Genomic DNA, 15,528 nt, shown 5'->3' on the forward strand with positions numbered 1-15,528 from the left:
TCCGCGCGCCCGGCGCCGACGCGTGCACGGGCCCTGCTCAGGGCACCAGCACGCGCTCCGGTGCCTGCGCCCCCGGGCCGGGCCGCGGCGCCGCCGGCCGCGGCCGCGCCGGCCACCACAGCGACCGGCCCAGCAGCACCGCGCACGCCGGCACCAGGACGATCGACAGCACGAACGCGGAGAGCAGGATCCCGAGCCCGGTCGCGAAGCCGATCTGCTGCGTGGCCGCGACCGGGTTGACCGCGAGGCTGCCGAAGGAAGCGGCCAGCACCAGCCCCGCCGTCGCCACGGCCGGCGCGGTGTGCCGCACCGCCCGGGCCACCGCTTCCGGGGCCGGACCGGGCCGCTCCATCTCCTCCCGGATCCGGTCGGTCACCAGGATGTTGTAGTCGGTGCCCAGCGCCACCACGAACAGGAACAGCACCAGAGGCAGCGTGAAGGCCACGCCCGGCTGGTCCAGCCCGTGCTGGAAGACGAGCGTCGCGGCACCCAGCGTGGCGGCGAACCCCAGCCCCACCGCCAGCATCAGGATCAGCGGGGCGAGCAGGCTCCGCAGCAGCAGGAAGAGGATGAGCGCGATCAGGACCGCCGCGACCGGGAACACCAGCCGCAGGTCCTCGTCCACGGCGGTCGAGACGTCGGCGAACACCGCCGCGGTACCGCCCACATGTGCCTCGGTGCCGTCCGGCCGGTGCGCGGACACCGCGTCGCGGACCGCGCCGGAGGCCAGGTCGCGGGCCTCCTGGCCGTGCGGATCGGCGTTCGGGAACAGGTCGATGCGCGCCGCCAGGCGGTCCTCGCTCAGCACCGTCGGGGCGACCTGTCCCACCCCCTCCACCCGCGAGAGCGTCCCGGACAGGGCGTCGACCCGGCCGGCGGTGAGCGGCGCGCCGTCCGACGCGGTGACGTAGACGCTGATCGGGTCCGACACGCCCGCCGGCATCGCCCGGGAGATCTCGCCCGCGGTGGCCGCGGCGGCCGTCCGCTCACCGCCCGCGCCGCCCGACCCGTAGTCCATCCGCATGCCGGCCATGCCCGCGGCGAGCGCGCCCAGCAGCACCACGGAGCCGAGGGCCGCCGTGAGGGGCCGCTTGACCAGCCAGGCTCCCAGTCGGCCCGCCGAACCGCCGCGGGGCTCGCGCCGGTGGGCCCGCGAGGGCCAGAACATCCTGCGCCCCGTGACGGCGAGCAGGGCCGGCATGAAGGTGAGGCTGCCGAACAGCATCACCAGCACCGACACGGCGATGGCCGGACCGAGCACCCGGAACTGCCCGAAGGAGGCCACGCCGAGCGTGGCGAACGCCGCGACGATCGTCAGCGCCGCCGACGTCACCGCCGTACCCACACGCCCGGAGACCTCGTCGGCCACGGCACGCGCCGGCTGCTCGGGGCGCCGGCGCAACTGCTCGCGGAAGCGGAACAGCAGGAAGAGGAAGTAGTCGATGCCGATGCCGACCAGTACGACGCTGATCAGCTGCGGGGTGGACGGGTCGAGGGTGATGCCGGTCAGCATCGCGACGCCGACCACCGTGCCCGTCGCGGCACCGCCGATGACGGACACGACGATCAGCGGCAGCAGCGCGGCGAGCACGCTGCGGAACACCAGCACGTGCAGCAGCACGATGACGCCGAGCATCACGATGCCGATCACCCGGGACCGGGTCTCCTCGGCGTCGAGGCCGTCGACGGTGGAGGCGAGCCCGCCCGTGTAACCGGTCCGGAACCCGGCCTCGGCGAACCCGGCCCGGGCGTGCTCGCGGAAGGCCCGGTAGGTGTCCTGCAGTCCCGGGTCCTGGGGGTTGCCCTGCAACTCCACGGACAGCAGCCGGAAGCCCCGGTCGGGGGCCGTCATGGCCGGGACGACCTTCGGGGTCTGCGAGTGGTCCTGGGCGAACGGCGTCTCCTCCTCGGGCTTCGGCATGGCCACCCGGTGGCGGCCCAGCTCCGCGGCCTCCTCGTCGATGCGGCGTTCGTCGGCCCCGCTCAGCGGCGCGCCGTCCGGCCGGGCCACCAGCACGGTCAGCGTGTTGGCGTCCGGTTCCACCCCGAACCGCTCCTCGGCGACCTTCAGGGCCGCCGCCGAGTCGTAGGTCGAGGGCAGGAAATCGCCGGTGTTGCTCTGGGTGGCGCGGAAGACCAGCGCCTGCCCCAGGATCGTCAGGGCGATGCCGAGCACGGCCCACAGGGCGATCACCTTCCACGGATTCCTCGTCGAGAACCCGGTCAGGGCGCGGATCACGTGACTCCTCAGGTCAGTGGTGCGGACCGGGGGTTCCCGGCCCGACTCCAGACCACCAGGCGGGGGCCGTGCGATCGTCGCCGTACGGGAGGAACCGCACCCCGGGAGCAGGGTCCGGGCCGCGGCCCCGACCAGGACCCCGGTCCTGGTCGGCAACCGGCCCACGGGACGGCGGCACCGGTCGGCCGGACTGCCAGAATGGATCGAGAGGAACCGGCACGAACCGCCCCCGCACCGGCGGGGAGCAGGCCGGCGGGGGAGGGCCGGCAGGGATGAACAAGGGCGCGACGAACAAGGGCGCGACGAACAGGGGCGTGACGAACAGGGGCACGACGAACAAGGGCGCCGACAGGCTGCGCTGGACACGCAACGACGCACTGGTGGCCATCGGGGCCGCCGCCGTGGACCTGCTGGGCTTCTCGGTCGGCACCCGGTCAGAAGGCATGTCCCTCACCCTCTCGGCGGTCTGCGCCCTCGTGGCGGCCGCCATGTGCCTGCTTGCCCGCCGCAGCCGACCGGTCGCCGTGCTCGCGGCGGTGCTGCTCCTCGGGATCGTTCCCAACATGGCCGTCCCGGACGTCTCTCCGCACTTCCCGCTCGGCCTCGCGGTCGCCCTCTACTCGGTGGTCCGGTTCAGCCGGCCCGCCGTCGCGGCGGCGGCCGTCGCGGCGACCGTGCCGCTGGCCTCGGCGGGCCTGGGCGGCATGCTCGTCTCCTCCGGCTGGTCCCTCGTCGCCAACGCGGCGGCCGCGGCCCTGGTCGCCGGCGCCGCCCTGGTCATCAACCGCTGGCAGCGGGAGGTAGCAGCCAACCACGTCCTCCAGGCCGAGCGCGCGGTCGCCGAGGAACGCCGCCGGATCGCCCGGGAACTGCACGACATCGTCGCCCACCACATCACCGCCATGCAGCTGATGGCGGGCGGCGCGCGCGCCAACCTGGCGCACGACACCGAGGCGGCCCGCGAGGCCCTCGTCACCCTGGAGGACTCGGGCCGCATCGCACTGCGTGAGATGCGCCAACTCCTGGACGTCCTGCGGGCCGGGGAGGAAGCGGACGAAGCCCCGCCGCCGCCGCAGCCCGGAGCCGCGGACCTTGAGCGGATCGTCACCGAGTCACGGCTGGCCGGAACGGAGACGGAGTTCACCGTCGAGGGGCCCGTGCGCCCGCTGCCGCCCAGCGTCGGCCTCACCCTCTTCCGCATCGTCCAGGAGGCGTTGACCAACACCCGCAAGCACGCCGGGGAGGCGCGTGCCCACGTACGGCTGACGTACCGCTCGGACGAGGTCTGTGTCGAGGTGTGCGACGACGGGGCCGGTGCACCGCCGCCGGTCGCCCGGCCCGCCGAGGGCAGCGGGTACGGTCTGATCGGAATGCACGAACGCGTGGCCCTCCAGGGCGGAACCCTGGAGGCGGCCGCAGGCGTCGGCGGCGGATTCCGGGTGGCGGCACGCCTCCCGGTCCCGGCGGGGCGGGGCGGCGGGGGAGGGGAACGACACCGATGATCCGTGTGCTCATAGCCGACGACCAGCCGCTGGTACGGCGGGGCCTAGCCCTGATCCTCGGCCCGGACCCGGAGTTCGAGGTGGTGGGCGAGGCCGAGGACGGCGCCCGCGCCGTGGTGCTCGCCGGGGAACTGCGGCCCGACGTGGTCGTCATGGACATCCGGATGCCCGTCCTCGACGGCGTCCAGGCCACCGCGGAGCTGGCGCGGACCCTCCCCGACGTCCGCGTCCTGGCGCTCAGCACCTTCGACATGGACGAGTACGTGGTCGCCGCCCTGCGCGCCGGAGCGTACGGCTTCCTCCCCAAGGACGTCTCCCCGGAGGAACTCGGGGCCGCGGTCCGCATCGTGCACGCCGGCGAGGCGGCCGTCGCACCCCGACTGCTCACCCGGCTGCTCTCCGCCTACGTACGGACCCCCGTGCCGGCCGCCCGTCCGTCCACGGCGGCCGCGGTGCCGCCCGACATGACCCCGCGCGAGCGGGAGATCTGGCAGCTCCTGGCCTCCGGCCTGGACAATGCGGAGATCGCCGCGGACCTGGACATCAGCGTCTCCACGGTCAAGAACCACATCACCGGCATCTTCGGCAAGCTGGGCGTCCGGGACCGCGCCCAGGCGGTGATCGCGGCCTACGAATCGGGGCTGGTGGAGGCCGGTAGCGGGAGCGGTTGATCACAAAGTGCCCGCAAGAGGACCGGAATCCTCCTGGTGACCGTACCTCTGACCAGCCAGAACACTGGATGATTCGCCCGTGCGGAGTGGGCCTCCTCCATGGCACAGTGCGATCAGCCCAACCGCACGAGCAGGGAGCCTCCATGCGCGATCCGCACGTCACGCCGCTCGCGGCCGCCCCCGTGCGTTCGCCGGGGCCGGGCCCCTTGCCCGGCTGTCCGGTGTGCGGCGGCGTGCCGGAACGCATCTCCTGGCGCCAGCGCCCGGAAGAGCCGGTGCTGCTGGTCTTCGACCCCTGCGGCCACCGCTGGAGCACCCCCGCCCCGCCGGTCCTCGCCGTCACCCCGCCGCGGACACACGGTCACGCCGACGCGGGCTGAGCCGACGCCGGCGTGACCTGTGGTCAGGCAGGTGAGGTGGTCAGTCGGTGAACACCTGCACGATCCGGTCGCCCGAAACCGCGACGCCCGTCTTGGTGAAGCTGCAGTTCTTGATGTTGGGGGCGTGCCACGAACTCTTCAGCCAGCCGTCGACGTGGGCCTTCTCGTCGCCCGAACCCCAGGCGATGTTCTCGGCGTACGCGTTGAACGTCGCCCCGGCCTTCTTCAGCCGGTCCGGGATGGTGGAGCCGTCCGAGCCCGTGTGGGAGGTGGTCGTGTCGTTGGCGTATTCCTGGGCCGCGGCCTGAACCTTGGGGTCGCTCGTCAGCGGCGCGCAACCCGCGTCCTTGCGGGCCTGGTTGACGAGTTCGAGGACCTTGTTGGGGTCGGCCTGGAGCGGAACGGCGGCGCGCGTGCCCACAGTCGCGGGCTCCGCGGCGGCAGCCGCTCCGGCGCCGATGGCGCCCCCGAGCACCAGCAGCGAGGACGCACACACCGCGGTGCACCCGCGCCGTACCCGGCCGGATCCGAAAGCCATGGGATTACCTTCCTTCTCGACGAGAAGCGGCAGACGCGGCGAACGCCGCCGCCGGTCACCCCCATCCCTGCCGATTGTCCGCCGCACCCCACCCGCCCGCATCTCCCGGCCGGAAATCACCAGGTCAGACGGGTCGGGCGGCGGGGCGGGGGACGGCGACCGCCTCGGCGGGGAGGCGGAGGCCCGCCGGGGCGGTGAGCGCACCGCGCAGGACGGTGTCCCGGCCCGTCCGGGCGGGCACCGCACGCAGGGGCCAGGCGTGCGTCGCGACCCAGGACAGGGCGTCGGAGACCGAGTTGAGGCCCTGCCCGCCGAGCGGGCTGCACAAAGGGGGCGGCGTCCCCGATCACGACATCGAACGGTGTACGCGCACGCCCGCGCACTCGGCCTCCGCCGCGAGCAGCCCCTCGCTGACGCGCTGCGGGTCCGTCAGGATGTACCGGTACGGGGAGCGCAGCCGCGCCAGGTCGAAGCCGCCCGGGCCGGCCCGGGCGGCCCGGCCGGGCACCAGCGCGATGTCTGGTGCTCCGGCGGCGTGCTGGTGCGCCCGGACGACGGTGGAGTCGACGGAGACGGTCCAGTCGATGTCGTCGGCGGCGTCCGCCGCGGCCAGGCTCCGTTCCCAGGTGCCGTCGACAGTCCGTCTGACTGGCCGGTTGGGGTGGCCGGCCCACCGTCGTCCACGGACCGGATCGGCCGGCATCAGCGGCTCGATCCGGTCCCTCAGCGCATCAGTGATCACTCATCGGACAGACACATCGGATCAACCCGTCAAAGACACACGCTTCAGGGGGTGTCCGGCGGTGACGGTGGTCAGGGGTTGAGGACTACGAGCTGCCGGGTCGCGCGGGTCATCGCGACATAGCGGTCGACCGCCCCCTCGACGCCCTCGCCGAACCGGTCGGGGTCGACGAGGACGACCAGGTCGAACTCCAGCCCCTTCGACAGCGTCGGGGTCAGCGACCGGACACGGGACGTCGGCCGGAAGGTGGGGTCGCCGATGACGCAGGCGATGCCTTCGGGGTGTTCGGCCAGCCAGTCATCGAGGACCGTCCGCAGGTCGGTGACGGATCCGTGGACGACGGGGATGCCGCTGCTGCGGATGGACGTCGGCACGTTGGCGTCGGGGAGCGCGGCGCGGATGGCCGGCTCGGCGGCCGCCATGACCTCCTCCGGGGTGCGGTAGTTGATGCTCAGGGAAGCCACCGTGATCCGGTCGAGCCCGACCCGTTCGAGCCGTTCCCGCCAGGACTCCGTGAAGCCGTGCCGGGCCTGGGCCCGGTCGCCGACGATCGTGAAGCTCCGCGACGGGCAGCGGGCCAGCAGCATCTGCCATTCGGCGTCGGTCAGTTCCTGGGCCTCGTCCACGATGACGTGGGCGAACGGGCCGGCCAGGAGGTCCGGTTCGGCGCTGGACAGCGCGCTCTCGTCGATCAGGGTGTCCTGGAGGTCCCGGCCGTGCAGCATCCCCACCGCGCCCTCGCTCTCGTCGATCACGACGTTCTGCAGCAGACTGTCGATGGCGTCCGCCCGGCGGGCGCGTTCCGCAGCGACGGCGGCCTCGTTGCGGCGCTTGCGGACCGCGGCCTCCGCGTCGCCGAGCCGCTGCCGGGCCGCGTCCAGGAGCGGCAGGTCGGACACCGTCCAGGCGTGGGCGTCCGCCCGCTGCAGCCTGCGTACGTCGTCGGGGCCCAGCCACGGCGCGCACTTGCGCAGGTAGGCGGGCACCGACCACAGGTCCGAGACGAGGTCGGCCGCATCCAGCATCGGCCACGCCCGGTTGAGGGTCCGGACCAGTTCCCGGTCCTGCAGCAGGGACCGCCGCAGCAGCTCCGGCGGAACGTCGTGCCCTTCGCCGCCGTCCTCGTGCTTGTCGATGAGGATGGTGAGCAGCTCCTCCTTTATCTGCTCGCGGGCTTCGTTGTGCGGGGTACCCGGTTCCACCGCGTCGAACGCCGCGGCCCAGTCGTCGGCGCTCAGCCAGACGTCGGACCAGTGGCTGGAGACGGTCATCCCCCGGGTGGGCGGCTCCTCGTAGATGCGGACGGCCGCGTCGACCGCCTTCACCAGGTCCGCGGAGGACTTGAGCAGGGCCACGTCCGGGTCGCGTTCCTCCACCGCTGCGGCGCCCTCGGCCACGAGGTCGCGCAGCGTACAGGTCTGCACGCCCTCCTCACCGAGGCTGGGCAGGACGTCGGCGACGTAGGCCAGGTAGGGCTGGTGCGGACCGACGAACAGGACGCCGCCCCGACGGTGGCCGAGACGGGGGTCGGAGTAGAGGAGGTGGGCCGCGCGGTGCAGCGCGACCACGGTCTTGCCCGTGCCGGGGCCGCCGTCGACGACGAGGGCGCCGCGGGACCCCGCGCGGATGACGGCGTCCTGGTCGGCCTGGATGGTGGAGAGCACGTCGCGCATCCGGGCCGACCGGTTGCCGCCCAGGCTGGCGATGAACGCGGACTGGTCGTCGAGCGCCGCGTGCCCTTCGAGCGCGTCGGTGCTGAACACCTCGTCCCAGTAGTCGCTGATCCGGCCACGGGTCCATCGGTACCGGCGCCGGCTCGCCAGCCCCAGCGGGTTGGCGTGGGTCGCCGCGAAGAACGGCTCGGCGGCGGGGGAGCGCCAGTCGAGCAGCAGCCTGCGCCCCGTGCTGTCGGTGAGGCCGAGACGTCCCACGTACACGGGCTCGCCGCCGTCGGCGGGGACGATGCGCCCCAGGCACAGGTCCAGGCCGAAGCGGCGCAGGGTGCGCAGGCGGGCGGTCAGGCGGTGGATCTCGGCGTCCCGGTCCATGGCCTCGCGGCCGATGCCGCCGGGCGCCCTGCGCTCCGCCTCCAGACGGTCGGAGAGTTCGGCGATCGACTGCGCGAGGCTCTCCGAGATGGCCGCGAAGTGCCGCTCGTCGCCGTCGATCAGGGCCGCATCGGCCTTGGGGGAGAGGTGGTCGGGAAGGTCGAACGCGCTGCTGGCCCGCGGAGTGTCCGAGACCGGCTCGACGTCACCGCGCGATTCGTGAACCGGCAAAAACGCATGCACTTCGTGAATCTCCCATTTCTGCAGCTTCTGGCTTCGGTCCGCGATTTTGCCCCAGCACCAGGGTCTTGCCGCAAGCCCCCCGGTGCGCTATAAGTTGAGAGTGGCAAGGAGTGGGTTCACCTCCTTGCCTTTCTCGTCCGCTCTGGACGGCCCCCCTCGTCACCCCCCGGACCGTCACCTCCCCGGCCAGGCCCTCGCCCACCCGCGCGGCACCGTGGCCGACCGTGGCTTCCGCGCACCCACCGGAGGCCGTGGGATGTTCAAAGATGCGTGGTCGGGGGCGACTTCGAGCAGCATCCTTCAAAGAAGCCCGCCGGAGCGCTATCTTGCCGGGAGCATGCCAAAGAGCTGTGTCCGTTTTCCGGACCGCACGAGGAGCTGCCCCATGAGACTGCCGAGCATCCGCAGGAGCCGACGGGTCCCCTTATCCGGCCGGCCGCGCTCACCACGCCGGCGAGCAGGGCGGCGCCTGCGAGCCCCGGGCGCCGCCCTGCTCGCCGCCGCCCTCACCGTCGCGGGCCTGGCCGCGGCCGGACCGCTCGTCGCACCCGCCACCGCGGCTCCCTCCGGGACCACGGCCACCGCGGGCGACGTCACCGGTTTCAGCCGGTCCGGGAACACCTTCACCGTCACGGCCTCCAGCGGCGCCAAAGCCCGGGTGGTCGTCGCCCGCGCCGACATCTTCCGCCTCTGGCTCTCACCAGGCGGTGCCTTCACCGACGACCCGGCCGGCTCCGACCTCGCCGAGACCACCGACTTCGGCTCCGTGCCCGTGAACCACACCGACGCCGGCGCGTACCACCGGATCAGCACGGGCTCCCTCTCCATCCGGGTCTACAAGTCGCCGCTGCGGTTCGCCGTCTACCGCGCCGACAACACCACCCCCGTCTGGCAGGAGACCCGGCCCACCAGCTGGACCGGCGGCCGCACCACGCAGTACCTCGCCCGCGGCGCGGACGAGCAGTTCTACGGCACCGGCCTGCGTCTGGGCGAATGGGCGCTGCGCGACAAGACCGTTCCCATCGCCGTCGACAACAAGTGGCGAGAGAACGACAACGCCAGCCCCGCCCCCTTCTACATGTCCACCAACGGCTACGGCGTGATGCGCAACACCTGGGCGCCGGGCTCCTACGGTTTCAACGCCCCCACCACCCTCACCCACGACGAGAAGCGCTTCGACGCCTGGTACTTCACCGGTGATTCGCCCAAGTCCGTGCTCGACGCCTACACCGACGTCAGCGGAAAGCCGTTCCTGGCACCGATGTGGGGCTTCGAGCTGGGCAACGCCGACTGTTTCAACGCCTCCAATCCCGAATACCAGGGCGACCACGCCCGTCCCCGCCACCAGACCACGCCCGACGTCGTCGGCTACGCGGCCGACGCCCGCGCCGCCGACATGCCCTCGGGCTGGTTCCTCCCCAACGACGGCTACGGCTGCGGCTACACCGCGCCCCTGAAATCGACCGTCGACGCCCTCCGGGCCAAGGGCTTTCAGACCGGCCTGTGGACATCGACCGGCCTCGGCTCCATCGCCGACGAGGTGGGCACCGCCGGCAGCCGCGGCGTGAAGACCGACGTGGCGTGGATCGGCAGCGGCTACAAGTACGCCTTCGACGGCGTGCAGCAGGCCGTCGACGGGATCGAGAAGAACTCCGACGCCCGCCGCTTCGTCTGGACCGTCGACGGCTGGGCGGGCACCCAGCGCAACGCCGTCGTCTGGACGGGCGACACCCACGGCACCTGGGACGACATGCGCTGGCACGTCCCCGCCATCACCGGCGCCGGCCTCTCCGGCCTCAACTACGCCGCCGGCGACGTCGACGGGATCTTCGGCGGCAGCCCGCAGACGTACACCCGCGACCTCCAGTGGAAGGCGTTCACCCCCGCCTTCATGACCATGTCCGGGTGGGGCGCCACCAACCCCGCCGCCGGCTACCACGACAAGCAGCCCTGGCGGTTCGCCGAACCGTACCTGTCGATCAACCGCAAGTACCTCCAGCTGAAGATGCGGCTGATGCCCTACCTGTACACGATGAGCCGCGTCGCCCACGAGACGGGCGTCCCCAGCACCCGCGCCATGGTCCTGGAGTACCCCGACGACCCGGTGGCGCGCTCCAACGCCACCAGCGGCCAGTTCATGGCGGGCGACTCCCTCCTCGTCGCGCCCGTCGTCTCCGACACCACGGTCCGGGACGGAATCCACCTGCCCGCGGGCACCTGGACGGACTACTGGACGGGTCGGACGTACCAGGGCCCCGGCCGCCTCGACGGGTACCGGGCGCCCCTCGACACCCTCCCGTTGTTCGTCAAGGGCGGCGGCATCGTGCCGATGTGGCCGCAGATGAACCACACCGGGGAGAAGCCGGTCTCCACCCTCACCTACGACATCCATCCGCGGGGCGCCTCCTCCTTCAGCCTCTACGAGGACGACGGCCGCACCCGCGCACACCAGTCGGGCGCCTACGCCCGCCAGCGGGTCGACGTCAGCGCCCCGGCGTCCGGCACCGGCACGGTCACCGTCTCCGTGGGCGCCCCCACCGGCAGCTACGCCGGCAAACCGGGCTCCCGCGGCTACGAGTTCACCCTCCACGTGGCCTCCGCGCCCACCGCCCTCACGGTCGACGGAGCCGCCGTGCCGCGCCTGGCGTCCAAGGCCGCCTACGACTCCGCCGCGTCCGGCTGGTTCTTCGACCCGGCGGACCGCGCGGGGATCCTCTGGGTCAAGACCGGTACGAAGGCGGGTGCCTTCACCGTCAAGGCCACCGGCACCGCCGTCCCGGCCGCCGAGGCCCTGCCCCCCTCCTCCGCCCCGATCGACCGGGCGGGCTGGTCCCTGGTCCGCGCCGACAGCCAGGAGACGGCCGCCGAGAACGGCGCGGCCGTGGGCGCCTTCGACGGGAACCCCGCCACGATGTGGCACACTTCCTGGTCCTCCACCGAGCCCGCCCCGCTCCCGCACGAGATCCAGATCGACCTCGGATCCCGCCACACCGTCGACGGCCTCGGCTACCTCCCCCGCCAGGACGGCGGCGTCAACGGCAGGATCGGCGGCTACGAGATCCACGTCTCCGACACCACCGCTGACTGGGGTCCGCCGGCGGCGAGCGGCACCTTCGCCGACACCGCCGCCGCCAAGACCATCGCCCTGCCCCCGAAGACCGGCCGCTACCTCCGCCTGAGAGCCCTGACCGAAGCCGGCGGCCGGGGCCCCTGGACCAGCGCCGCCGAGATCACCCTCACCGGCCGCCCGGCCTAGCTCGTCTCCGCGAGCACGGCCCGGCACTCCCGCCGGGCCGGCTCGCTCAGCAGCCCCCGCAACCGACCGAACAGTAGGAGGAGTTCGCCGCCCCACGCCTCCCGGAAGGCGGGGTCGATCCGCGCCAGGTCGAGTTCGTTCGCCGCCGACAATTCGGCCAGGTCCCGCCGCGCCTCCACGGCTGGGGAGTGGACACCGCCCGTGAACCGGTCCCGGAAGGCCGCCTGCGGACGGTCCAGCGTCGGATACGAAGCCGCCCGGTCGCAGGCGGCGTAGAGGTACACGATCTCCTCGGCCTCGTCACCGATCACCTCGGCCAGCTCCGCCCGCCGGGCGAGCGGCAGCAGCGCCGTGGGGAACCCGTCGGTTCCGTAGAACGCGTGGCACAGGCCCGCCCGTTGCAGGGCCGGCCGGGCGCCCCAGGACGCGAGCAGCTCCCGTACGCGCTCCAGATGTGCCAGGAGGGTCCCGCCCGGGTGGGCGACGTCCTGCGCACCGAGTTCCCGCAGCCATGCGACGGCACGTTCCGACACGGAAGCCTCCTCCGGATCGTGGTGGTGGGTCGGCACCCGTCCACACCCTTCGCCGGGGGTCCGGACCCCGTGGCGAAGGCGGGGACGGGTTGCCGCCCGGGCCCTGCATCGATCTTGATCCACCCCCATACCCAAGTCAATCCTCCTGTTTGCTCCCCACGCCCAAGGAATATCTTGGGTCTCATGACTCTCGACGACCTCCGCGTGTTCGTGGCCGTCTGCCGCGCCGGAAGCCTCAGCGCCGTCGCACGCGACCTCGGCCGCACCCAGTCCGCCGTCAGCCAGCACGTCCGCCGCCTGGAGAAGCAGACCGGCACCAGCCTCCTGGAGCGGCACGCCCGCGGCGTCGTGCCCACCGAGGCCGGCCGCATCGTCCAGGCGGCCGCCGCCGACGGCATCGCCGGCCTCGACGGCGCGCTGCGCCGCGTGGACGACCTCGTACGGGGCGGGGCCGGCACCGTGCGCGTCACCACCGGGGCGACGACCGTGCGGCACTTCATGTCCGAGGCCGTCGTCTCCTTCCGCCGCGACCACCCCGCGGTGAGCCTGGAGTTCCAGACCGAGAACTCCAGCCGCAGCTGCTTCGACGCCCTCGCCGCCGGCGACCTCGACCTCGCCTGGATCACCATCGGCGCCCCCGTCCGCGGCATCGAGCAGCGCCCCGTCATGGACCTGCCCTGGGTGCTCGCGGTCGGCGCCGACGACCCGCTCGCCGGCCGGACCTGCCTCGCCCCCGCCGACCTCGCCGGCATCCGCCACATCCGGCTCCCGGAGAACTCCGCCTCCCGCTCCCACCTCGACGCCGCCCTCGCCGAGGCCGGCATCCACGTACGCTCCGACACCAGCGTCGCCGACTGGGACACCGCCCTGCTGCTCGCCGAGCTAGGCCTGGGCCACGCCGTCGTGCCGGCGCTGCCCGGCTGGCAGGTCCCCGGATCCGACGGGCCGCTGCGCCTCGTGCCGATCCCCGCCCTGCCGCCGCTCGCCGTCGGCTGGGCCGTCCGCCGCTGGGCCGCCCTCACCCCGCCGGCCCTCGTCTTCGCCGACGAGGTCGCCCGCAGCTGCCGGGCCCGTGCGGCCGGGCAGCCGTGACGCCGCGGCCAGGCCGACCGCGGCCAGCGCGGCCAGGGCCCCCAGCGACGGGCCGTGCACCCCGGCGCTCGCGGCGACCGCGATGCCCAGGGCCGGACCGACGTTCATGGCCGTCTGCTTGAGCCCGCCGACCACCCCGGCGTACCCGGCCGGGGCCTCGCCGACCACCGCCCCGGTGGCGGTGACCATGACGGTCGTGAAGCCGGCGCCGAGCACCGCGAAGGCCGGCCCGGACGCGGAGCCGAGCCCGGCGATCCCGGCCACGACCAGGGCCGTACCGGTCAGCGCGGTCCGGCGCGCCCCGAACCGGCGCAGCGCCATCCCCGCCACCGGAGCCCCCGCGACCATCACCGCCGTCAGCGGCAGCACCCGGAGTCCCGTGTCGAGGGCGTCCAGCCCCTGGACGTCCTGGAGCCGGAACGTCGCCGTGAACAGGGCCCCGAACATGCCCGCGGACACCACGAGCAGCAGGGCCATCGAGGCCGTCACCGCCCTGGCGCGGGCCACGGCGGGCGGCACGAGCGGCCGCGCGGAACGCCGTTCCCGCCGGACGAACCAGGCGGCGAGCGCGCCGGCGCCCGCGAACCCGAGCAGCGTCCCCGCCCCGCTCCACCCGTACTGCGGTACGCCGACCAGCGCGTGCACGAACACCGCGACGGCCGTCGCGAGCAGGGCCGCACCGCCGAGCTCCAGCCGCCCCGCCCCGGCGCGCGGCGGCGCGGGCGCCCGTACCGCGAGCGTCAGCGCGGCGATCACCACGGCGACGGGCACGTTGACCACGAACACGGCCCGCCAGTCCCACTGCGCGACCAGCAGACCGCCCAGCAGGGGACCGGCCGCCGCGGCCACCCCGATCGCGCTGGTCCGCACCGCCACCGGCGTGGCCAGCCGGTCGGGCGGGTACGCGAGTCTCAGCAGCGCCAGCGTCGCCGGCTGGAGCAGCGCGCCGAACACGCCCTGCACGGCGCGCAGGGCGATCACCCAGCCCACGCCGGGCGCGAACACGATGCCCGCCGAGGCCGCGGCGAAGCCGAGCACGCCGACGAACAGCAGCCGGGAGTGCCCGTACCGGTCGCCCAGCCGTCCCGCGACGACCAGGAACGCGGCCACCGCCAGCATGTAGGCGGTACTGGTCCACTGGACCTGTGTGACGCTCGCCCCCAGGTCGTGGCTCAGGCTCGGCTGCGCCACCGTCAGCACGGTGCCGTCGAGGGCGACCAGCATGGCACCCGCCACGCTGACGAGCAGTGAGATCCGCTGCCTCACGCCGGGGCACCCCCGAGGTGCGCGGCGACGGCGGCGTCCACCAGCCGTTCGACGCCCGCGGCCCGGTTCTCGCCGAGGACCAGCGGCAGGCTGCCCCAGAGCCACAGCTGTGCCACGCCGTGCAGGTTGGCCCACAGGGCGGCGGCGGTGACGGAGGGCTCTTCGGCCCCGCACCGGCCGGCGAGCGCGACGAGCAGGGCGAACAGCGGGAGGGTCGACTCGCGCAGCCGCGGTTCCTCCGAGGGGTCCTGTCCCGCACTGTCCAGCAGGTCGTGCCGGAACATCAGCTCGAACATCCCGGGGTGCTCCAGCGCGTAGCCGACGTAGGCGCAGCCGATCGCCCGGACCCGTTCCCGCGGGGTGGAGTTCCTCGCTCCGGCCGCCACCTGCGCGAACCGCTCGCCGAGATCGGCGAAGCCGCGCCGGGCGATCGCCGACAGCAGGGAGTGGTGGGTGGGGAAGTACCGGCGCGGCGCGCCGTGCGAGACGCCCGCACGGCGGGCGATCTCCCGTAGTCCGAGGGCGCCGGTGCCCTCGCTCATGACGAGTTCCGCGCCGACGTCGATCAGCCGTTCCCGAAGGGGTCTCTCCTGGTCCATGGACCTCTGTCTATCAGTGTGCGTAGACAGTGTCTACTCGCTGCGTCCGGGGCGGTGGGGTGGTTGGCGAGGACGCGCGGCGCGGTGCGGAGGATGATGGACTGGGCGGGGGTCCGACGAGGAGGTGCACGTGCCATGACGGAGCACGACGGCGGTCCGTCGGCGCAGGACCTGGAGGAAGGCCGGCTGCTCAAGGAGCTGGAGGCCATCCACCGCACGCGCCACGAGACCCTGCTGCACGGGTCCGACGATGCCCTGATCACCCATACGAAGCGGATGAACGAGCTGGAGCACGAGTACGTGCGCCGCCACCCGCAGCGGGCCCAGACCGCCTCCCGCACCCGATCGGGCGCCCGCGCCCGCACCGAGGGCGAGCACTGACACCGGACCCATCGGCCGCATGGCGGCGGGTGGGCTTC

The 15,528-nt window shown here is 73.6% G+C and carries 12 protein-coding genes and 2 pseudogenes; 6 read left to right on the forward strand and 8 right to left on the reverse strand.

What is annotated here, in order from left to right:
• Positions 1–37 precede the first annotated feature (37 nt).
• A complete protein-coding gene (locus AB0F82_RS35365) occupies positions 38–2,239 on the reverse strand; it encodes an MMPL family transporter (RefSeq protein ID WP_362635145.1) in 2,202 nt (733 codons plus the stop codon).
• Between the two features lie 272 nt (positions 2,240–2,511).
• Here AB0F82_RS35365 and AB0F82_RS35370 point away from each other — a divergent pair, with 272 nt between their 5' ends.
• The 3 genes from AB0F82_RS35370 to AB0F82_RS35380 all read left to right on the forward strand — a co-directional run bounded on the left by AB0F82_RS35370 (position 2,512) and on the right by AB0F82_RS35380 (position 4,792).
• Positions 2,512–3,741: a sensor histidine kinase gene (locus tag AB0F82_RS35370; protein WP_362635148.1), complete on the forward strand. Its 1,230-nt coding sequence runs from the start codon at positions 2,512–2,514 to the stop codon at positions 3,739–3,741.
• On the forward strand, positions 3,738–4,412 hold the full coding sequence (locus AB0F82_RS35375) for a response regulator transcription factor (RefSeq protein WP_362635150.1): 675 nt from the start codon (positions 3,738–3,740) through the stop codon (positions 4,410–4,412). Before AB0F82_RS35370 ends, AB0F82_RS35375 begins: the two co-directional genes overlap by 4 nt.
• Before the next feature lie 143 nt (positions 4,413–4,555).
• Positions 4,556–4,792: a hypothetical protein gene (locus tag AB0F82_RS35380; RefSeq protein WP_362635153.1), complete on the forward strand. Its 237-nt coding sequence runs from the start codon at positions 4,556–4,558 to the stop codon at positions 4,790–4,792.
• Between the two features lie 40 nt (positions 4,793–4,832).
• Here AB0F82_RS35380 and AB0F82_RS35385 read toward each other — a convergent pair whose 3' ends face one another.
• The 4 genes and pseudogenes from AB0F82_RS35385 to helR form a co-directional block, all read right to left on the reverse strand.
• Complete coding sequence (locus AB0F82_RS35385) at positions 4,833–5,330, reverse strand: CAP domain-containing protein (protein ID WP_362635154.1); 498 nt, start codon at positions 5,328–5,330, stop codon at positions 4,833–4,835.
• 124 nt (positions 5,331–5,454) lie between these two features.
• Complete coding sequence (locus AB0F82_RS35390; RefSeq protein WP_362635157.1) at positions 5,455–5,658, reverse strand: hypothetical protein; 204 nt, start codon at positions 5,656–5,658, stop codon at positions 5,455–5,457.
• 195 nt (positions 5,659–5,853) lie between these two features.
• Positions 5,854–6,033, reverse strand: a pseudogene (locus AB0F82_RS35395) (IS5/IS1182 family transposase); the annotation flags it as partial.
• A gap of 110 nt (positions 6,034–6,143) precedes the next feature.
• A complete protein-coding gene (gene helR / locus AB0F82_RS35400) occupies positions 6,144–8,351 on the reverse strand; it encodes an RNA polymerase recycling motor ATPase HelR (protein WP_362635159.1) in 2,208 nt (735 codons plus the stop codon).
• 397 nt (positions 8,352–8,748) lie between these two features.
• Here helR and AB0F82_RS35405 point away from each other — a divergent pair, with 397 nt between their 5' ends.
• Positions 8,749–11,619 carry a TIM-barrel domain-containing protein gene (locus tag AB0F82_RS35405; protein ID WP_362635161.1) on the forward strand — a complete coding sequence of 957 codons (2,871 nt, stop codon included), beginning with the start codon at positions 8,749–8,751 and terminating at the stop codon, positions 11,617–11,619.
• Here AB0F82_RS35405 and AB0F82_RS35410 read toward each other — a convergent pair.
• Complete coding sequence (locus AB0F82_RS35410; protein WP_356814289.1) at positions 11,616–12,152, reverse strand: DUF6817 domain-containing protein; 537 nt, start codon at positions 12,150–12,152, stop codon at positions 11,616–11,618. The genes AB0F82_RS35405 and AB0F82_RS35410 overlap by 4 nt on opposite strands.
• A 183-nt stretch (positions 12,153–12,335) precedes the next feature.
• On the opposite strand from AB0F82_RS35410, the gene AB0F82_RS35415 reads away from it, so the two are divergent.
• Positions 12,336–13,244 (forward strand): LysR family transcriptional regulator, encoded by a 909-nt coding sequence (locus AB0F82_RS35415; RefSeq protein ID WP_362635164.1) that lies wholly within the window; start codon positions 12,336–12,338, stop codon positions 13,242–13,244.
• Here AB0F82_RS35415 and AB0F82_RS35420 read toward each other — a convergent pair.
• Positions 13,215–14,468, reverse strand: a pseudogene (locus AB0F82_RS35420) (MFS transporter); the annotation flags it as partial. The gene AB0F82_RS35415 and the pseudogene AB0F82_RS35420 overlap by 30 nt on opposite strands.
• A gap of 38 nt (positions 14,469–14,506) precedes the next feature.
• A complete protein-coding gene (locus AB0F82_RS35425; protein ID WP_362635166.1) occupies positions 14,507–15,109 on the reverse strand; it encodes a TetR/AcrR family transcriptional regulator in 603 nt (200 codons plus the stop codon).
• A 135-nt stretch (positions 15,110–15,244) separates the two neighbouring features.
• Between AB0F82_RS35425 and AB0F82_RS35430 the strand changes: the two genes are divergently transcribed.
• Complete coding sequence (locus AB0F82_RS35430) at positions 15,245–15,490, forward strand: DUF6158 family protein (RefSeq protein ID WP_356814294.1); 246 nt, start codon at positions 15,245–15,247, stop codon at positions 15,488–15,490.
• The last annotated feature ends 38 nt before the right edge of the window (positions 15,491–15,528 follow it).

Origin of the sequence: Streptomyces virginiae, assembly GCF_040638905.1 — a bacterium.
Lineage (GTDB): Bacteria > Actinomycetota > Actinomycetes > Streptomycetales > Streptomycetaceae > Streptomyces > Streptomyces virginiae_B.